Here is an 18341-nt window from a genome sequence, read left to right as displayed (position 1 = left end):
TCGGGACTCCCTCGAAGCGGGTGTCGCCGATGGGGACGGGGGCAGGAGCGGTGTGTGGCGGGGCCGAGGCGGCCCGCGCTCCTGCGGTGGCGCTGAACAGGCAGAATGTTTGCTTGTACGTGCAATGAACTGCGCTTGGGGGACCCGCGGAATAAAAATCGGGGGCGCCAGGATCTTGCATGCGCATGTACTCTTCTGTCAAGCAACACCTCTGCAAGGGAGGCATTTATGGCAACCTCACCGCACGCGCCGCTGCGCAGCTCCGACCAGGCAGCCTGGGGGCGGGTGCTGACGCTCCATTCGTTCGTGGAGCGGGAGCTGGCCCTGGCGCTCCAGCGCCAGCACGGGATCGGACTGTCGGAGTACCGGTCCCTGGAGCACCTGCACCACTCCTCGACGAGCGAGCTGCGGATGCAGGACCTGGCCGACCGGGTCGGCCTGGGGCAGTCGTCGGTGACCCGGCTGGTGGGCCGGCTCGAAACGGCCGGCTTCGCCTTCAAGGACCTGTGTCCTTCGGACAAGCGCGGGGTCTACGCGGTGATCACGGACGAGGGGCGCCAGCGCTACCAGGCGGCGCGGGCGACCTATGCGGAGGTCCTCTCCTCCGCGCTGAACTCCTTCACCGCGGACCCCGAACTGGGCCCCACGGTCCAGGCCCTGCGCGCGACCCAGGTCTGACCCGTCGCCCCCCGGCGCGGCACAGTGGTCCGGTCCCGGGCTCCCCCGGTCCCGGACGGCTGTGGCGCGCCGGCGTGGCGCCTCAGCCCGTCCATCCCGGCCCCGAACGCATTCCGCGTTCGGGGTCTTTTGCTTGGTCATGCAAGTCTGGTGGTCTGCGTCACACCCACTTCGGCAAGTGCATGCTTGACCAAGCATGGACTTCGCCCGGTACGGTCTTCCTCGACACCGCACGAATTCGAACAGCCGATCGGTACCCGTTACCGGCGACTGAGCCGACCGCGAGGAATCCCGCCGTGCCATCGTCCCGCTTGGCCGAGACCGTCGCCGCCCACGGCGACGAGCGGCCCCACCACATCGCGCTCCACTTCAACGACCAGGCCGTCACCTACGGCCGGCTGAACGACCTGACCCGCAGCCTGCGCAAGCACCTGTCGGCGCTGGACCTCCCGTCCGGCGGCACGGTGTGCGTGCCGGCGCACAAGAACCCGCAGACCGTCGCCCTGCTGCTGGCCGTCGCCCAGGAGGGCCTGGTCGCCCTCGCCCCCTCCCCGGACCTGGGCAGCGCCGCACTGGAGCGCCTGGCGCAGCAGGCCAGGGTCTCCCACCGGCTCACCGCGACCGCCGACGGCGCGCTCGCCGCGGCGCCGGTACCGGCGGACGAGGCCGAGGCGACGGGCTTCGCGGTGCCGGACCCGGCCCGGACCAGGCTGCTGCTGACCACCTCGGGCTCGACCGGCACCCCCAAGATCGTGCCGATCGAGACCGCCGGGTTCGACGCCTTCGCCGACTGGGCCGTCAGCGAGTTCGCGCTGTCCGCCGAGGACACCGCGCTGTCCTACGCCCCGCTCAACTTCGACCTCGCCCTGCTCGACATCTGGACCTTCCTGCAACTGGGCGCCACCGTCGTCCTGGTGGAGCAGCAGCGGGCCACCGACGCAGCCCACCTGGCGGGGCTCGCCGCCCGGCACCGGGTCACCTTCGTCCAGGGCGTGCCGATGGTGTACCGGCTGCTGCTCGACCACGGCGGCACCTTCCCCGCCGTACGCCACGCGATCTTCACCGGTGACCGGATGCCGGCGGACCTGCTCGCCAGGGTCGCCCCCGCGTTCCCCGGGGCCGCCTTCCACAACGTGTTCGGCTGCACCGAGACCAACGACTCGTTCATCCACCGGGTCGACCCCGCGGCGACCGGGCCGATGCCCGTCGGCCGCCCCATCCGGGGCACCGAGGCCGTGGTCGTCGACTCCGACGGCCGGCGCCTCGCCACGGTCGGCACCGGGGAACTCCTGGTGTCCACACCCTTCCAGACCACCGGCTACCTGCGCCGGGAGCTCAACGACGCGGTGTTCACCCAGCTGGACGGCCGGGTCTTCTACCGCACCGGCGACATCGTCACCCGCAACACCGAGGGCCTCTACTTCCTGGAGGGGCGCGCGGACTGGCACGTGAAGGTCAGGGGCGTGCGCACCAACCTCCAGGAGGTGGAGACCGTGATCGCGGCCCACCCCGACGTCGCCGAGGCCGTGGTCGTGCCGCTGCCCGACCCGGAGGCCGGTGTCCGCCTGCACGCCCACGTCGCCCAGCGCCCGGGCAGCGCCCTCACCACCCTGGGCCTCCGCGCCCACCTGGGACGGGAGTTGCCGCGCCACGCCATCCCGGCCTCGGTGCACCTCACCGCCCTTCCGCTGCCCCGTACGTCGACCGGAAAGCCCGACCGGAACCTGATCAAGCAGACCCGTCTGAAGGAGACCACCGCATGAGCAGCACCGCCATAGCCGCCGAGGTCCGCGCCTACGTGGTGGACCAGTTCCTGGCCGGCGAGGACGTATCGGACCTCACCGGCGACTACGACCTGATCGAGTCCGGAGTCATCGACAGCCTGGGCCTGGTGCGGATGCTCGCGCACTTCACCACGGCCTACCGGATCCCCGTCGACGACATCGACTTCGGCCCGGACGACTTCCGCACCCTGGACGCCATCGCCGCCGTGATCACGGAGCACAGCCCGGCCGTGGCCGCCTGACCACCCCGCAAGAGCCGCCCCACCCCGCAAGAGCCGCACATCTGCAAGAGCCGCCCCACCCCGCAAGAGCCGCACACCCGCAAGGCCCGTACCTCCGCAACACCCGTAGTTCCCACCCTATTCCGAAGGAGAACCACAGAGATGTTCACCCGCAGCCTCGATGATGTCGCCCCCGTCGAGTGGGGCAACGGCCTGAGCACCCGCCTGCTGACCAAGAGCGACGGGATGGGCTTCGCCGTCGCGGACACCCTGGTGCGCAAGGGCACTTCCAGTGCCCTGCAGTACCGCAACCACCTGGAGGCCTGCTACTGCATCAGCGGCTCCGGTGAGGTCGTGGAGCACGACGGCACCCGCCACAAGATCGTCCCGGGCACCATCTACGTCCTCAACCAGCACGACCCGCACCACCTGGTGGCCTCGGCCGACGAGGACCTCCACCTGGTGTCGATCTTCAACCCGCCGATCAACGGCGACGAGAAGCACGTCCTCTCCGAGGACGGCTACTCCCAGTACTGAGCCGCCGATCAGCCGGCGCCCCACCGCCGGCCGGTCGAACCGGTCCCGGCGCGGAGCCCCGCACGGCTCCGCGCCGGGACCGGACCCGGCCCGGCCACGCGCCGCCCCGAGCCCGTGGCCGGGCCGGGCCGTGGCACCCCGCCACGGCACGACCCCGATCCTCCGCAGCACGACCGACCCCGGAATGGACCCCAGGACCCCCCATGGACGATGACCTCTTCGACCTCACCGCCCCGTGGGCGGAGCAACTCAACGCCAACACCAGCGAGTTGGACGCGGCAGGCGAGTTCCCCCACGACAAGTGGAAGGCCCTGCGGGAGACCGGACTCCTGCGGGTGCACTTCGCGCCCGAGTTCGGTGGCGCCGGGCACAGCCTCACCCGGACGATGCGGGCCCTGGAGGGACTGGGCCACACCTCCCGGGACGCGGGCCTGTCCTTCTCCGCCTCGACCCAGATCGTGTCCGTCGGCGTGCCCCTGCAACGTTTCGCGACCCAGGAGTTGAAGGAGAAGTACCTCCCGCGGATCATGTCCGGTGAGCTGATCACCGCCCACGCGATCACCGAGAGCTCCGGCGGCTCGGACGCCATGAACCTGGCCAGCGTCGCCCGCCGCGACGGGGACCACTACGTGGTCAGCGGCGACAAGATGTTCATCACCAACGCCCCGGTCGCCGACCTGTTCCTGCTCTACGTCCGCACCGGGAAGCCCGGCCCCTTCGGCCTCACCACCCTGCTCGTCGAGGCCGGCACCCCCGGCCTGACCGTGGGCCCCGCGATGGACAAGATCGGCCTGCGCACCAGCCCGATCGGCACGCTCTCCTTCGACGAGCTGCGCGTCCCGGTCTCCCAGCGGGTCGGGCAGGAGGGCTCCGGCTTCCGGGTCCTGGACTACGTGATGAAGCGCGAGGTGCTCTTCGGCTTCTCCATCACCCTGGGCGAGATGACCCGACGGGTGGAGGAGACCATCGCCTTCGCCAAGGAGCGCCGCCAGTTCGGCCGGCCGATCAGCTCCTACCAGGGCATCTCCCACAAGATCGCGGACATGAAGATCCGGGTGGAGACGGCCCGCAAGTGGCTCGCCGACACCGGCGCCAAGGTCGAGCGGAACGAGGACGCCGCGTTCGACCTCGCGGCCACCAAGACGGTGGTCTCCGAGGCCAACGTGCAGACCGCGCTCGACGCGGTGCAGATCCACGGCGGCCGCGGCGTGCTGACCGAGTACGGCGTCGAGCGCGACCTGCGCAACTCGATCGCCGGAACGATCTACTCCGGTACCTCCGAGATCCAGCGCAACCGGATCGCCATGCTGGCTGGACTCTGACCGACGGGAATCCCGACATGACCGACACACTGGACCACCTCACCCGCTCCACCGAGTTCCTCGACCACGAGAGCGACGCGGTGCAGGCCTTCGTCGACCACGCCGTCCGGGACCGTTCGGCGGACCGGCGCACCAACGCGATCGAGCTGTACTACGCGGTGCGCGACGGCGTCGACTACGAGGTCTACGGCGCCCCGCTCTCCCGGGAGGGCCTGCGGGCCTCCACCACCGCCACCACCAAGTCCGGGTTCTGCCTGCACAAGGCCGCGCTGTACGCGGCCGGGGTGCGCGCCCTGGGCATCCCCTCCCGGCTGGTCTACGGCGACGTGCGCAACCACCTGGCCTCGCCCCGCCTGCTGTCCCACATCGGCGGCGACGTGTTCTTCCACTCGCTCGCCCAGGTGCACCTGGACGGCAAGTGGATCAAGGTCACCCCGGTGTTCAACAAGCTGCTCTGCAAGCTCTACGGCATGCGCGCCCTGGAGTTCGACGGCGTCAACGACAGCCTCCACCACCCCCACGACGGCGGCGGCGCGATGGAGTTCCTGACCGACCACGGCAGCTTCGACGACCTCCCCTACGAGTTCGTCATCGAGACCATGCGCCGCAAGCACCCCAAGTTCCTCGACACCACGGGCACCGGCACCGTCCACGGCGGCCGCCTCGCCGAAGAGTCCACCCTCACCCGGTAGGAGAACCCCCATGACCAGCACCCCGCCGCCCGTCGACGGATGGGACGCCTCGACCCGGATCGGCGTGGTCGTGCCGCACGCCGACGTCGGCCCGGAGGCCGAACTGCAGGCCGTGGCCCCCGCCTCCGTCTCCGTCCACGGTTCGCGCGTGCACTTCGCCGCCATGCGCGCGGGCGGTGAGATGGACGAGAAGATCCCGTACGACCCGATCCTGTCCTTCGTCCAGGCCCCCTACCTGGACCAGGCCGTCGAACTGCTCGCGGCCTCCCCGCTGCACGCCCTGACGCTCGGATTCACCTCCTCCAGCTACGCGTTGAAGGCCCAGGGCGAACGGGAGTTGTACGAGCGGCTGCTGCCCGTCACCCGGGGGCTGCCGATCACCGGCACCACCAAGGCCGCCCGGGCCGCGTTCGACGCCCTGGGCGCCCGGCGGATCGCGCTGGTGAACCCGCCGTGGTTCACCGACTCGCTCTCCGGCCAAGGAGCCGACTACTTCCGCGAGTTCGGCTACGAGGTGGTCCACCACGCCCCCTGCGGACTGCCGTCGAACCAGAAGGCCATCACGCCGGAGAACCTGTCGGCCTGGATCCGCGGCACGGTGGCGGAGCACCGGCCGGACGCCGTCCTGGTGGCCGGCAACGGCATCCGGGCGGTGGGCACCATCAAGCCGCTGGAGGAGGAGCTCGGGTTCAACGTCGTCACCGCGAACCAGGTGATCCTCTGGCACGCCCTCCACCTGGCCGGCGCCGCCGGGACCGCCCGGGAGATCACCGACTACGGACAGCTGTTCACCACGACCCCGAAGGACGGCCACGCGTGAGCCTGTTGGACGCACAGGCCTACGAGGCCGTCTTCGGGACGCCGGAGGGCGACACCTACCGCATCCCGCTGGTCTGCTGGCGGGAGGACGGCGACCACCTGTTCGGCGTGGTCCTGGTCAAGGGGCACCTGCGGCGCACGGACCAGCTGTCGGACTTCCTGCGGTACGACCGCCGCAACGGCTCGCGCGGGGACGAGGCGCCCGCGACGACCTTCGACCCGGCGACGGCGGACGGTCGGGTGGACGACTCGTACGTGCCCGCCATTCGGTGACGTCCGCCCATTCCGCGGCGTCCGCCATTCGGTGCCGCCCGTCCGTCGGCCGGCAGCGCCCGCGGAGGGTGCGGTCATTTGTGAAGTCCCGGTGAGATAACGGGACCCGGCGCTCCGCTTTTCCCGGCCGCCCGGCCGGTGCTCGACCCGCTTATCGCAATTCGCTATTCGGTCAATGCCTATTCGCCGCCGATCGGAATGGATCCTCCCGCCGCCCGTCGGGCCCGCCGCGCACCCGGCGGTTTTCCCGGGCACTCCGGATCCACCGCACCCCGGGCCTCCCTGCCCCGGGGTGCGGTGCCGTACTCGGCCTCACGCAACCTCCCCCGAGGACCGTCGCGTCCCCGCCCGGCCACGCTTCCGCCACGTCTCGGCCACGCTCCGGCCACGCTTCCACCACGCCCCGGTTCCCGGTGGCGCGGAGGGGATCGCCGCAGGTCGAGCCAGGTGAACGCGAGTTCGACGATACGTCAGGACGCCGCCGGGACCGGGGTATGCTTGCCGCGTCGTCACGGGGGCTGGTGCACGAACGAGCCGGAGGGGCCATGCAGCTCACACGAAGTCCCTGGGGCGTCCAACGGTCCGCGGCCGCACCCGTCGCGCGGTACCGGCGCGCGCCGCAGTGCTGAGGCAGGCCCGCGCGGAACAGACCCGCTCCGCCCTGATCGACGCCGCCGCCGGACAGTTCGCCCGGCACGGCTACGCCGGCGCCACCCTGGCGCGGATCAGCCAGTCCGCCGGGGTCACCTCGGGCGCGCTGACCTTCCACTTCCTGACCAAGGAGGACCTCGCGCAGGAGGTGCTCAGGGCGGGGGCGGCCGCGACCTCCTCGGCGCTGGACGAGGTCCAGCAGCTCACGACGCCCGGGCTGGCCGCGGTCAGCCGGCTCACCCAGCTGCTGGCGGCCTTCCTCCAGCAGGACGTCCGGGCCCACGCGGCGATGCGGCTCGCGCACGAGTGCCCCGGTTCGCAGGGCGCCTGGGAACAGGCCTGGCGGCCCGCCCTGCTGCACGCGCTGGAACTGGCCCGGGCGGGCGGCACCACCGACGCGGAGCTCGCCGACATCGAACTGCTGGTCGCCTACCTGCTGGCCGGCGCCGAGGCGCAGCTGCGCTCCGGCCGCCCGGTCAGCGTCGTCGAGCACGAGCTCGGCCGACTGTGGCGGCGGGCCGGGGCGGGCTTCGGCGCCCGGCCGGAGGACGGCCCCGACCCCTGCGAGCACGACCGGACGCCCGCCCCGCCGCGGTTGCGCGCCCCGTCCCGGGGCGACGCGGCCCGCAACGAGGGGTGACCGGGCGGTAGACGTACGGCGACCGCAGGCACATCCGGCGGCACGCCCCTGACCTGCGGGGCCGATGTCCCGCAGGGCGTGCCGTGCCCGGATCCGCGGGGGCGATTCCATTTCCCGCGTCGACCGCCGACCCCGTCCGCCCCTTCCCCGGGCCGGGCGCGGGCGATTCGCGCCAGGGCTTTGTATCGAGTTGGCGAAGTGGCGACCGGAAGTCCTTTACCCGAGAAAAAAATAGTGCTCATTCTTTAGTGTGGGTGGATCTGTGTGAAAGCCGCAGCCGCAACACGGGAGGGGTAGCTATGAGGGGATGGGACTCCGTCACCCAGTTCACGGACCAGCTGTTCGGCCACTTGCGCCGAGCTGACCAGCGCAAGTGGGCCCACACCTACGTCAACGGCCTCCTCAGCACGCCCGGGAAGAAGTCCATCCGCCGGCTGGCGGCCGTGTCGAGCGACTCCCCGACCGCTTCGCAGGCCCTGCACCAGTTCGTCAACGAGAGCCCCTGGGAGTGGGATCCGGTCTGCGACCAGCTCCGGCAGTGGGTCGAGGACCGGGCCCGGCCCAAGGCCTGGACGATCGCCCCCGTGGTGCTGCCCAAGCGCGGTGAGAAGTCCTGCGGGGTGCACCGCCGCTTCATCCCGCACACCGGACGGACCGTCAACTGCCAGATCGGCATGGCGGTCTTCATGTCGACGGAGGCGGGGGAGTTCCCCGTGGGCTGGTGCCTGTTCCTGCCGGAGACGTGGGCCGCCCAGGGGCCGCTCCGCGAGCAGGCCCGGATCCCGCACACCGCCACCGCCTCGTGCGAGGGCCAACTCCTCAACCTGATCGACCAGATGGCGCAGACCTCGCAGTACGACCCGGTCCCGGTGGTGGTCGACCTGGACGGCTACCTGGACTCGCGCCGGCTCGTCGAGGGCCTGACCCGGCGCGGGCTGGACTTCGCGGTCGCGATCCCGGACAGCTTCCCGTTGGCCCCGCTGGAGCACCAGGCCTCCGGCTCCCGCCGGCCGGTGGCCGCGGCGGCCCGGACGGTGAGCGAGCGGTGCCCAGAGGTGCGCTCCGGGGTCTGCAGAGCGGGCTGGGCGTCCGTGCGCGACGGCCTGGTGCAGGTTCCCGGCGCCGTCGCGGCCGACCAGAGACCGCAGCCGTTCCGGCTCTTCACCCAGCCCGACGAGGACGCGACGGGTGCGGGGCAGCTCTGGCTCACCAGCATGGTGCACCGGCCGGTCGACGAGCTGCTGGAGTACGCGGAACGGCACGCCGCGACCGGGGAGACCGTCGAGCTGCTCGAACGGCGGTTCGGGCTGAGGGACTTCGAGGGCCGCTCGTTCCCGGGGTGGCACCACCACATGGCCCTGGTCTCGGCCGCCTTCACCTACAGCCGCCTGGCGGCCGACCTCGGCATGCGGGCCTTCCGCCCCGGCCCGGGCGCCGGAAGCGACGGTCTGGCGAGGCCGCCGCTCGTGCCCTGCTCCCGGTGGGTCCGGGAAGCCTCCCTGGGGTACCCCGTAGCAGTCTGAGCCGTCGCTTCGGGCGCGCCGCCGACCCCTCCCGGCACGCCCGACGCGCTCGGCGCGGGGTCGACGATGCCCCAATTGTCGTGCCGGCATGAGCTGATGAGCGTGGGTCAGGCGAAGTTCTTCACCGCCGGCGATTGACAGCAAGATGTATGTTCATGCAAGCTCTACCTGTCCGCCTGAGGTTCTCACGGGCAAAAACAACATGTACATACAAGCAACTACCTGGGGACTCCATGCCTGATCCCACGGCACCCACCGTCGACACCGCGACCGCGGTCTGAGCGGGGGAGCAGCGTTGCGTTATTCCGAACTCTCCGAGAGCGAGCTGACCGAGTACGCCCGCGAGGCGGTACGGATCAGCCGCGAGCACGTCGCCAAGGGCGGCATCCCGTTCTCCGGTGTGGTGATCAACAGCGGCCGGATCCTCGGCACCGGTGTCAACCGGGTGCGCGAGGACAACGACCCCACCGCGCACGCCGAGGTCACCGCACTGCGGGCGGCCGCCGCCAAGTACGGACTGCACGCCACCGCCGGATCCACCCTGATCGCCTCCGGCGAGCCCTGCGCCCTGTGCTACATGGCGTCGCTGTACTTCAGCGTCAGCCACATCGTCAACGTGGTCGACCGCAAGACGGCCGCGCGGTACGGCTTCGACTACACCAGCTCGTACTCGATCTTCGCCGAGGACCCGGAGACCTGGCCGATCAAGGTCACCTCGATCCAGATCCCGGAAGGCACGGCGCCGTTCGAGGACTTCCTCACCATGGAGCGGGGGCGGCCGTGAGCGGAACGGCAACCGGCAGGATCCGCATCAAGGTCTGGTCGGACTACGTCTGTCCCTTCTGCATGCTGGCCGAGGGCCCGCTGCACGAGGCCACCCGCGACCTCGACGTCGACATCGAGTGGATGCCGTTCGAGCTGCGGCCCCACCCCACCCCGACGCTGCGCCCGGAGGACGACTACCTGCCGGCGATCTGGGACCGCGCCGTCTACCCGATGGCCCACCGCCTTGGCGTGGACATCACCCTCCCGACGGTCTCGCCGCAGCCCTACACCCGGCTGGCCTTCGAGGGCTACCGGTACGCGGCCGAGCACGGCCGGGCCGCGGAGTACACCCCCCGGGTGCTGCGGGCCTTCTTCCAGGAGAACCGGGACATCGGCGAGGTGGCCGTCCTCGCCGACATCGCCGCCGAACTCGGCCTGGACGGCGCCGACTTCGCCGAGGCGCTGACCTCCGGCCGGTACACCGAGGCGCACCGGGCGGCGCTGCGGGACGCGGAGGCCAACCGGGTCTCCGTCGCGCCCACGATCATCATCGACGGACGCCACCGCATCGAGGGCGTGCCCTCCGTCGCCCAGATCCGCAAGGCCGTGCTCGACGCCCAGGCCGAGCAGGACGCCCTCGGGGACGCCGCTCCCGCCTGCGGGATCGACGGCTGCTGAACCGGCTCTGACGCCCGGCTCCCCGCCTTCCCCCCGCGTTCCCCCTGCGTTCCCTCTGCCTTCCCGCGTTCCCCCGCTTCCCCCTGTCTTCTCCCCGCTCCACCTCTCCCCGTCAACGCCGACCTCCCAAGAACGAAAGGACCAGCCATGCAGTGGTTCTACCTCGCGATCGCGGACATCTTCGAGATCGCCGTCGCCATCGCGGCCGGCAAGGCCGAAGGCTTCAAGAACCGTACGTGGACCGCCGTGACCCTGATCACCGGCGCCCTCGGCACCTTCTTCCTCAGCAAGGCACTGCTGACCTTCGACGTCGGTGTCGGCTACGCGATCTGGACCTCCGTCGCCGGCGTCGGCATCACCCTCCTCGGCGCCCTGCTCTTCGGCCAGCGCCTGAACTGGCGCAAGGCCGTCGGCATCGCCGTCATCATCGCCGGCGTCGTCGGCCTCCAGCTCAGCGGCGCTGCCTGATCCTCCCGCCCCCACCCGGCTCCACCTCCCGAAAGGACCCGTGCACATGTCCGACACCGGCCGCAACTCGGTCAACCCGTGGATCATGCTCCTGCTCGCCGGCGGCTTCGAAGTCGGCTACGCGCTCGCCGTCGGTGGAAGCCACGGCTTCACCCGGCTGACCTGGTCACTGGTCGCCGTCGTCTTCTTCCTCCTGACCCTCTGGGCCCTGAGTGCCGCGCTGCGCACCATCGACGTCAGCATCGGCTACGCCGTCTGGGCCGGCATCGGGTCCGTCGGCGCGGCCCTGCTGGGGCCCGTCGTCTTCGACGAGAGCCTCACCCCGGCCAAGGCCGTGTGGCTGGCCGTGATCATCGCCGGCGTGGTCTGGCTCAAGCTCGCCGACCGGCCGCAGAAGTCCGCCGAGACCGCCGCCGCGCCGCGTGAGGTCCAGACCGCGGACGCGTGACGGGCGCGCCGCCCCGGTGCGGGAAGCCGCCGCGCCGCTCGTGAGGCGCACCCCGGCCCGGTCCCGACCGGGTGGGGTGCGGAGCGGCCGGGGTGTGGTTCAGGGCCTCCTGGTGGCCGGTCGGATGTCGGAATCCGATCGGACGGCCAGGAGGCCCTTCTCGCGTTCCTCGTGCCGGGGGGCCGGTGTCAGAACAGCGAGGGGTACATCCCGGCCGTGGCGCCGCCCAGGAGCGGCACCGTCAGCACCAGCCATCCGCGGGTGCTGCGGGTCGGCACGCCCCGCTGCCCGACCATCAGCGCCACGGCCATTCCGGCCGTGGCGGGCAGCAGCACGCCGAGCATCGCCAGCGAGAGCAGGTCGGGAACCTCATGCCGGGTCACCGCCCATCCTGCCCCGAGGTCCAGGGCCGCTGCCGACAGCAGTTCCCTTGTGGGCGCGAGCAGTTCGTGCCGGGCCCGGGTCGCGCCCGCCATGCGGGTACGGTGGCGCACCGCGAGGAGCATCCATCCCGCCCCGACGAGGACGAGGGCGGTCTCCGCCACGAGAACGATCTGTGCCAGGTGCATGGAGTCCCTCCTCGGGAACAGGCCTGCTGGATGCCGTCCAGCCCGAGCAGGATCAGGGCAGCGTCCTTCAAGTCTCCGCCCAACGTGGCACCTTGCCCCTTGCGGATGCCCTTGATCGCATTGACGACCCTGCGGACGCCGAACTTCCGTGTCGGAGAGATGATCGATGCCGGAGGCCCGGATGCCGGAACGGGCGTGGAGGCCGGGCCGGAGATCCGTCGTCGGCCTCCGGGGCGACCACAACGTACGAATGCGATCGGCTTTCGATCAAGGCGATCTGATCCGGATCTGAGGGTTACCGGACAGTACGCCGTGGTTCTGGAAGGTCGGCCGGACGGGCTCTCCCGGAAGGCCCGGGGAGGTCCCGCCGAGTGGCTGGACGGAGGGTCCTCGCCATCCGCCGGGTACGGGGCCGACCTGCCGTTTCAGTCTGAGCAGGGGTCGTGGGTGAGGAGTCCCGCTCGGTGGGCCCAGAGGGCGGCTTGAAGCCGGTTGACCAGGCCGAGCCTGCTCAGCAGGGTGCTGACGTGGTCCTTGACGGTGCCCGCGCTCAGGTGGAGACGCCGGCCGATCTCGGCGTTGGACAGGCCCTCGGCGAGCAGCACCAGCACGTCGCGCTCCCGGTCGCTGAGCCCGGCCGACGCGTCGGTCCGGCGGTGCAGGCAGTCCTGGTGGTCGAGGTAGCCGGCGACCACCGCGGCGGTCGCCGCGGCCGAGAGCACGACCTCGCCGGCCACCAGGCTCCGTACCTGCGCGGCGAGCCTGACGGGGTCGATGTCCTTGAGGAGGAACCCGGAGGCGCCGGACCGCAGTGCGGCGGCGAGATGGGTGCCCGAGTCGAAGGCGGTGAGCATCGCCACCACCGGTGGCACCGGCAGAGCCGTCAGACGTCGCAGAACGGTGAGCCCGTCGATGCCGGGCATCCGTACGTCGAGCAGGACGAGGTCGGGGGAGTGCTCCATGACCGCGGCCGTCGCCTGCCCGCCGCCGACGGCCGCCACGACGCGGATGTCCTCGGCGGTGTTCAGGACCAGCTCGAACCCCGACCGGATCAGGGCCTCGTCGTCGACCACCACCACACGAATCACTGCCTCGGCCTCCCGCCGCTGGATCGTCCTGCCGGACCGCTCGGTCGGGCCGTTCCGGTATCGCCACACCGTCGCACGACGGTCCGAACCCGGGCATCGGCCCATGGGCCCCTTGTGATCACCCGGGCGGCTCGGGTTGACTGCCCGCAGACCGACTGCCGCAGCCGACCGACCCGACGGCCCCCGCCGAACGGCATAGGCCGCCCGGCAGAGGACATCCGACGGGATCCGTCTGCGGGTGTACCTGTCGTCGGCGGGTAGCGGCCAAGCTGTTGCGGTGGGTCCGGCCAGACGGGTTCACGGCTCCGTGGACGGTCCGGGGCGAGGCACGATCACGCTCGGCACTCCGGACTCCGGGTCCTCCCCCGCCGGGGCATCCCGGTCGAGAGCAGAGCGGCCGACGGATCCGTCGGATCCGACGGGGACATCACGGGAAGTAGGGACAGCACACCGGTATGAGTACCCGGGCACGCCGGTTCGCGGCCGATTCCGCGCTCGTCGCGGTGGCTTCGTCGACGGTCTACTTCCTGTTCGTGCGGATGGCCGAGTGGCCGCCGGGGCTCTGGCTCCTCGGCGACTCGACGGCGATCCCGGTGGTCGTCGCGTGCGCCGTCGCGGCCCTGGCGGTCCGCCACCGCTTCCCGAGGACGGCAGTGGCGGCCGGGGTGGCGCTGCTGGCGGTCGATCCGCTGGTCGGCTGCTTCCTGCCCGTGTCCGCGTACGCGGCCGGTCGGCGCTGCACCCGGTTGCGTCACCGGCTCGCGCTGGGGGCCGTGCTGTTGGGAGTCCCCGTCGCCGTCACCGTGGGCAGCGTCGTCCTCGGCCCGGTTCCGTTCCCCGAGCAGCGGATCATGGTCGCCCTGGTCTCGGCCGTGGTGTGCGGTGTGCTGCCCGGCATGGCCGGGGCACTCGACGGCCAGCGTCGACGCCTGGAGACGGCCCTGCGCCAGCGCAACGCCTACCTCGAACAGGCCCAGCGATCGGCGGAGGAACGGGCCAGGTCGCACGAGCGGGCCCGGATCGCCGGCGAGATGCACGACCTGCTCGGTCACGGCCTGAGTCTGGCCGCCCTGCACTCCGGGGGGTTGGCCCTGGCGAGCAAGGGCACCAGCCCGGTGCTGCGGGAGAGTGCTGTCCTGGTGAACAGCACGGTGCGGCAGTCGATGAAGGAGCTGCGCGAGATCCTCGGGGTGCTCCGCGCCGCCGCGCCCGCCGAGGCCGAACCCCTGACCGGGGCGAGCGGCACCCGGGCGGACATCGCCGTACTGGTCGACGAATCCCGGGCCGCGGGTGTGGCGGTGGCCCTGGACTGGCGGGGCGCCGATCTGGACGGCGCGGGATCGCCGGTGCGGCACGCGGTGCACCGGGTCGTGCGGGAGGCACTGACCAACGTCCACAAGCACGCGGCCGCCGCCGAGGTCGAGGTGGCGGTCCGCAGGTGCCCGAAGCTCGTGAGGATCGAGGTCCGCAACGGTCCACCGCCGGTGGGGAGGCCGCCGCAGCCGTTGCCGGGCGGTGGGCTCGGGCTCATCGGGCTGCACGAACGCGTGCGGCTGCTCGGCGGGACGTTGAGGACCGGGCCGACCGAGGACGAGGGCTTCGCGGTCGAGGTGTCCATCCCGCTGGACCCGGCCGGCGGTGACGCGCTCGAACCGCCTGCGCGCGCGGCCGGGCGGCCGACCGGGGCGGGCGGCCCGGGGCGGTGGCCGGCGCGCGCCTCCGGCCTCGCGATCCCGGTGATCGGACTGATCGGCGTCATCACCTTGCAGTTCTTCACCCTCGTCTTCGTCCCGTACCGCGGAGGCGCGGCGCCGCTGCCGCCGTCCGCCGAACCGTCCCGCGAGGCCTTCGTCCGTGACCACGGCCTCGGGGATCCGTTCGCGCGGGCGGCCGTCCGGGGGCAGGAGCCCGAGCCACCGGCCGGTGCCGGGTGCGAGTACTTTCCGGACTACGGTGACGAAGGGGCGACCCGGCTGGCGGTGCACCGGTACTGCTTCCTCGGTGACCGGCTGGTCGAGGACACCGTGATCCCCACCGACATCCCCGTTCCGAGAGGCCCCGGATCGTGATACGCGTGCGCTCGCCGACGACCAGGACCTGGTCCGGGCCGGCATCAGGCTCGTGCTCGGGTGCGCGGACGACATGGACGTGGTGGCGCAGGCCCGCGACGGCGACGAGGCGGTCCGGCTGGCCACCCGGATCCCGGTCGACGTGGCGCTGCTCGACATCAGGATGCCGGGCGCGGACGGCCTGACGGCGGCCGAACGGATCGCCGAGCTGGCCCCCGCGGTGAAGGTCGTCATGCTGACGACCTTCGGCGAGGAGGAGAACATCGCCCGGGCGCTCCGGGCGGGCGCGGCGGGCTTCCTGCTCAAGGACAGCCCCCCGGAGGAGCTCATCCAGGCGGTCCGGACGGTGGTGCGCGGTGAGCCGGTGGTGTCCCCGCGGGTCACCCGGCACCTCATCGACCGGTACCTCGCGGCGAGCGCGTCCGGCGACGAACCGGCTCCCGCGCGCCAGGGGGTCGACCGGCTCTCCGGCCTCACCGCCCGGGAACGCGACGTCCTCGCGCTGCTCGGGACCGGCGCCTCCAACGCCGACATCGGGGCGCGGCTGCACCTGGGGGCGGGCACGGTGAAGACCCACGTGAGCAGCCTGCTGGCCAAGCTGGAGTGCGCCAACCGGGTGCAGGCCGCCGTCGTCGCCCGCGACGCGGGTCTGCTGCGCGGCGCCTGAACCGCCGTCGGGACTACTCCCGGGCCCGTCCCCGGCCGTCCGGCCGCTCCGGCCTCTGCCGAACGGCACGGTCGTTCCGGCCGGTCGGCCCGCGAAATCCCGTCCCCGCCGAACCTAGGATCGGGTTGGTCCGGATCAAGGCCGCCGTCCGGGTCGCGGGCCGGTGCACATGGTGCAACGAGGGCCGGACTTTTTGAATTGGTGTAGACCTCTGTTCGAATCTCGTGCACCGTGTTCCCCGGAACAGCCGACGCTCCCCGGGGCCGGTCGGTCGCGGCGGGGTGCACACCCCCGCGGTGAGGTGGGCGCGCGCGGCTGACGGTCGGTCGTGCGCCGGGGCGGGACGGGGCCACTTCCACCACAGCCGGACTCCCGGCGCCACCTCTTGAGAACAGGAGTTCCCTGACCGTGCACATTCGGTTGAGCGGCGTTGTCATGGCCAGGCCGGAACGGGCGGCCTCCGCCCGGGACCTGGCCGAACGGGCTTCGCCCGAACCGTACGCCGTGGTGACGGCGCGGGGGATCAACGGATCGAATGCCGCGATCCGCGCCTGGTCCACCCCTCCGCCGGGATCCACCCACCACGTGCTGATCGAGGAGGGAGCCGTCCTCGGGAAGGACTTCCACGCGCGGGTCAGCGCAGCCGTGCGGGCCGCGCCGGAGGCCGCGCTCGTCCTGCACGCCCACCCCGACACGCCCGCCGCGGCCGCGGTGCGGATGGCCGCCCTGACGGGGCACCGCTGGGCGCCCGGTGTCGTGGGTGCCGTACCGACCACGGCGCTGGTCCTGCCGACCGGCCGGGCCGAAGGCTTCGTCCGCTACGCCACCCGCCGCACCCACCGGACCGGGCACGGTCCCGTCCTGGCCCGCTACCTGAGGACCTTCGGGGTGCCCACCTACCTGGCCACGGCGGAGCACGTCCGGTTCCCCCTGCCGTTCCACCCGGTCGACGACCCCGCGCCGTCGTCCCGGCCGCAGGACGCGGAGGTCGACACCGGCTGGAGCCGGGCACCCGGGCTCGCCGCACTGGACGCCGTCCCCTTCTTCGTCCGGGGCGGGGTCCACGTCGCGACCCGGATCAGGAGTGGCTGGGCGACCTCCCCGGCGCACCACTACCTGGCCCGGCTCGGCCTCGACCCGGCCCGCTACGACCGGCGGCTGCGACTGCTGTTCGGCCTCAACTCCGACGCCTCCACCGAACTGGTCGAGCGCATCGGCCCGGAACTGTCCACCAGGCACTGGCTGGCCGCGTTCCTGATGGGCGTGGTCACCAGCGCCCGTCTCCCCCCGGACGAGTCGTCGCAGCGGAGCACCGACGGCGCCGCCACCGACCGGGGCCTGGCCACGGTGGGAGTCGGAGGCCTGTCCGCCGCCGTCGACTGGCTGACGCTCGCGGAGCTGCGGCCCAGCCTCCTGGAGGTCGCCCGCGAGGCCTACCGGGCCGGTCTCGCCCGCGGGGCCCGGCTGCCCCCGGACCCCGGGGGCGGGGGCCCGCGGCGCCGACGGCGGGCCCGACGACTGGTCCTCACCGGTGCCGACGAGCCGATCGGCACGGCGCTCGCCAGACGCCTCGCCGACGCCGGTTGGGAGGTCACCGCGGTCGCGCCCCGGCTGCTGGTCCACGACTACCCGGGCGTGCGCGAGTTGGCCGCAGACCCCGTGCGGCGGGAGGCCCTCGACCCGGTGCTCCCGGGCGCGAGCGCGGTCGTCCACCTGCTCTCCCCCGAGACCGCCGACTCCTGCGCCGCGGACATCGGCCGGCTCTGGGCCCGGGTGGAGAACGTCGTGGCGGGCGCGGCGAAGGCCGGGGTGCCGCAGGTGGTCTGCGTCGGCGATCCGACGAGCGTGGACCTGGCCCTGCGCTGGGGACCCGCCGCGGACCGCCCGCTGTGGCCGGCCGCCATGGCCCCGGACGGGGTGCGGACACCCGCCCCCACGGTCCACTGGCTCCGGCTGGGACTGGTCTTCGGCCCGGAGGTGCTCGACGGCTCCGTCGTGGAGCAGGCCCTGCGGCGCACCCTGCCGCCACGGGCCGACCGTACGGGGGACGAGACGACGGAGACCTGGCGGCCGGTCTACATCGACGACGTGGTCGACGCGGTCGACCGCACCCTCCAGGCGCCGCCCGTCCACCGGATCATGAACATCACCGGCGACGAGCGCCTCACCACCGAGGACATCGCCCTCGCCGCGGCGCGGCTCGACAGCGGCCGCCCGGTCATGGCCGCCACCACCGCGGCATCCCGCAACGGCGGACCGCGCCGCGGCGGTACGGCGCTCGGCTGGGCCCCGCGCACGGGCTTCGACCAGGGGCTCGCGGCCCTCGCCGAATGGATGGAACTCCACGTCGACTGATCGGCACACGCCGCCGGGTACGGGGTCGTCCGGCGGCCCGGAGGCCCGGACGGGTGGTCCGCCGGCCGGTGCGGCGGCGGACGACCCGTCCGGG

The 18341-nt window shown here is 72.4% G+C and carries 19 protein-coding genes; 17 read left to right on the top strand and 2 right to left on the bottom strand.

From position 1 onward, the window contains the following. Positions 1-228 precede the first annotated feature (228 nt). The 14 genes from ACFC1T_RS33075 (at position 229) to ACFC1T_RS33010 (ending at position 11499) form a co-directional block, all read left to right on the top strand. Positions 229-678 carry a MarR family winged helix-turn-helix transcriptional regulator gene (locus ACFC1T_RS33075; RefSeq protein WP_375894915.1) on the top strand — a complete coding sequence of 150 codons (450 nt, stop codon included), beginning with the start codon at positions 229-231 and terminating at the stop codon, positions 676-678. A gap of 296 nt (positions 679-974) precedes the next feature. Further along, on the top strand, positions 975-2441 hold the full coding sequence (locus ACFC1T_RS33070; RefSeq protein WP_375894913.1) for an AMP-binding protein: 1467 nt from the start codon (positions 975-977) through the stop codon (positions 2439-2441). Next, positions 2438-2704: an acyl carrier protein gene (locus ACFC1T_RS33065; protein ID WP_375894910.1), complete on the top strand. Its 267-nt coding sequence runs from the start codon at positions 2438-2440 to the stop codon at positions 2702-2704. Before ACFC1T_RS33070 ends, ACFC1T_RS33065 begins: the two co-directional genes overlap by 4 nt. A 141-nt stretch (positions 2705-2845) precedes the next feature. Further along, the gene (locus ACFC1T_RS33060) at positions 2846-3220 is read left to right on the top strand and encodes an ectoine synthase (RefSeq protein WP_375894907.1); all 375 of its coding nucleotides are present in this window, start codon (positions 2846-2848) and stop codon (positions 3218-3220) included. A gap of 203 nt (positions 3221-3423) precedes the next feature. Then, positions 3424-4542 carry an acyl-CoA dehydrogenase family protein gene (locus tag ACFC1T_RS33055; RefSeq protein ID WP_375894905.1) on the top strand — a complete coding sequence of 373 codons (1119 nt, stop codon included), beginning with the start codon at positions 3424-3426 and terminating at the stop codon, positions 4540-4542. 17 nt (positions 4543-4559) lie between these two features. Continuing rightward, a complete protein-coding gene (locus tag ACFC1T_RS33050) occupies positions 4560-5234 on the top strand; it encodes a transglutaminase family protein (protein WP_375894902.1) in 675 nt (224 codons plus the stop codon). Positions 5235-5244: 10 nt separating this feature from the next. Then, positions 5245-6054 carry a maleate cis-trans isomerase gene (locus tag ACFC1T_RS33045; protein ID WP_375894900.1) on the top strand — a complete coding sequence of 270 codons (810 nt, stop codon included), beginning with the start codon at positions 5245-5247 and terminating at the stop codon, positions 6052-6054. After that, the gene (locus ACFC1T_RS33040; protein WP_375894897.1) at positions 6051-6326 is read left to right on the top strand and encodes a DUF6253 family protein; all 276 of its coding nucleotides are present in this window, start codon (positions 6051-6053) and stop codon (positions 6324-6326) included. The genes ACFC1T_RS33045 and ACFC1T_RS33040 overlap by 4 nt, the downstream gene beginning before the upstream one ends. Before the next feature lie 622 nt (positions 6327-6948). After that, complete coding sequence (locus ACFC1T_RS33035) at positions 6949-7617, top strand: TetR family transcriptional regulator (protein WP_375894894.1); 669 nt, start codon at positions 6949-6951, stop codon at positions 7615-7617. 299 nt (positions 7618-7916) lie between these two features. After that, entirely contained in the window at positions 7917-9140 is a 1224-nt protein-coding gene (locus ACFC1T_RS33030; RefSeq protein WP_375894892.1) for an IS701 family transposase, read from the top strand. A gap of 295 nt (positions 9141-9435) precedes the next feature. Next, the gene (locus tag ACFC1T_RS33025) at positions 9436-9924 is read left to right on the top strand and encodes a nucleoside deaminase (protein ID WP_375894890.1); all 489 of its coding nucleotides are present in this window, start codon (positions 9436-9438) and stop codon (positions 9922-9924) included. After that, a complete protein-coding gene (locus ACFC1T_RS33020) occupies positions 9921-10583 on the top strand; it encodes a DsbA family protein (RefSeq protein WP_375894887.1) in 663 nt (220 codons plus the stop codon). The genes ACFC1T_RS33025 and ACFC1T_RS33020 overlap by 4 nt, the downstream gene beginning before the upstream one ends. 147 nt (positions 10584-10730) lie before the next feature. Next, complete coding sequence (locus tag ACFC1T_RS33015) at positions 10731-11051, top strand: SMR family transporter (protein ID WP_360235350.1); 321 nt, start codon at positions 10731-10733, stop codon at positions 11049-11051. 46 nt (positions 11052-11097) lie between these two features. After that, entirely contained in the window at positions 11098-11499 is a 402-nt protein-coding gene (locus tag ACFC1T_RS33010; RefSeq protein WP_375894884.1) for a DMT family transporter, read from the top strand. Between the two features lie 188 nt (positions 11500-11687). Here ACFC1T_RS33010 and ACFC1T_RS33005 read toward each other — a convergent pair whose 3' ends face one another. Beyond that, complete coding sequence (locus ACFC1T_RS33005) at positions 11688-12068, bottom strand: hypothetical protein (RefSeq protein WP_375894881.1); 381 nt, start codon at positions 12066-12068, stop codon at positions 11688-11690. Positions 12069-12493: 425 nt separating this feature from the next. Next, positions 12494-13156 (bottom strand): response regulator, encoded by a 663-nt coding sequence (locus ACFC1T_RS33000; protein WP_375894879.1) that lies wholly within the window; start codon positions 13154-13156, stop codon positions 12494-12496. A gap of 455 nt (positions 13157-13611) precedes the next feature. Here ACFC1T_RS33000 and ACFC1T_RS32995 point away from each other — a divergent pair, with 455 nt between their 5' ends. The 3 genes from ACFC1T_RS32995 to ACFC1T_RS32985 all read left to right on the top strand — a co-directional run bounded on the left by ACFC1T_RS32995 (position 13612) and on the right by ACFC1T_RS32985 (position 18247). After that, positions 13612-15225: a sensor histidine kinase gene (locus ACFC1T_RS32995; protein WP_375894877.1), complete on the top strand. Its 1614-nt coding sequence runs from the start codon at positions 13612-13614 to the stop codon at positions 15223-15225. A gap of 52 nt (positions 15226-15277) precedes the next feature. Next, positions 15278-15892: a response regulator gene (locus tag ACFC1T_RS32990; protein ID WP_375894875.1), complete on the top strand. Its 615-nt coding sequence runs from the start codon at positions 15278-15280 to the stop codon at positions 15890-15892. Positions 15893-16327: 435 nt separating this feature from the next. After that, positions 16328-18247, top strand: coding sequence for an NAD-dependent epimerase/dehydratase family protein (locus ACFC1T_RS32985; protein ID WP_375894872.1), 1920 nt, complete (start codon positions 16328-16330; stop codon positions 18245-18247). The last annotated feature ends 94 nt before the right edge of the window (positions 18248-18341 follow it).

Source organism: Kitasatospora sp. NPDC056076, from assembly GCF_042266305.1.
Taxonomy (GTDB): Bacteria; Actinomycetota; Actinomycetes; order Streptomycetales; family Streptomycetaceae; genus Kitasatospora.
The sequence above is the reverse complement of the archived record's forward strand: the minus strand, read 5'-3'. Positions and strand labels throughout refer to the sequence as shown.

Bases quoted from the DNA above. Each gene is read 5' to 3' on its own strand.
- ACFC1T_RS33065 (WP_375894910.1), top strand. From the start codon at position 2,438: ATGAGCAGCACCGCCATAGCCGCCGAGGTCCGCGCCTACGTGGTGGAC.
- ACFC1T_RS33045 (WP_375894900.1), top strand. From the start codon at position 5,245: ATGACCAGCACCCCGCCGCCCGTCGACGGATGGGACGCCTCGACCCGG.
- ACFC1T_RS33015 (WP_360235350.1), top strand. From the start codon at position 10,731: ATGCAGTGGTTCTACCTCGCGATCGCGGACATCTTCGAGATCGCCGTC.
- ACFC1T_RS32985 (WP_375894872.1), top strand. From the start codon at position 16,328: ATGGCCAGGCCGGAACGGGCGGCCTCCGCCCGGGACCTGGCCGAACGG.
- ACFC1T_RS32995 (WP_375894877.1), top strand. From the start codon at position 13,612: ATGAGTACCCGGGCACGCCGGTTCGCGGCCGATTCCGCGCTCGTCGCG.
- ACFC1T_RS33050 (WP_375894902.1), top strand. From the start codon at position 4,560: ATGACCGACACACTGGACCACCTCACCCGCTCCACCGAGTTCCTCGAC.
- ACFC1T_RS33055 (WP_375894905.1), top strand. From the start codon at position 3,424: ATGGACGATGACCTCTTCGACCTCACCGCCCCGTGGGCGGAGCAACTC.
- ACFC1T_RS33010 (WP_375894884.1), top strand. From the start codon at position 11,098: ATGTCCGACACCGGCCGCAACTCGGTCAACCCGTGGATCATGCTCCTG.
- ACFC1T_RS33075 (WP_375894915.1), top strand. From the start codon at position 229: ATGGCAACCTCACCGCACGCGCCGCTGCGCAGCTCCGACCAGGCAGCC.
- ACFC1T_RS33060 (WP_375894907.1), top strand. From the start codon at position 2,846: ATGTTCACCCGCAGCCTCGATGATGTCGCCCCCGTCGAGTGGGGCAAC.
- ACFC1T_RS33030 (WP_375894892.1), top strand. From the start codon at position 7,917: ATGAGGGGATGGGACTCCGTCACCCAGTTCACGGACCAGCTGTTCGGC.
- ACFC1T_RS33005 (WP_375894881.1), bottom strand. From the start codon at position 12,068: ATGCACCTGGCACAGATCGTTCTCGTGGCGGAGACCGCCCTCGTCCTC.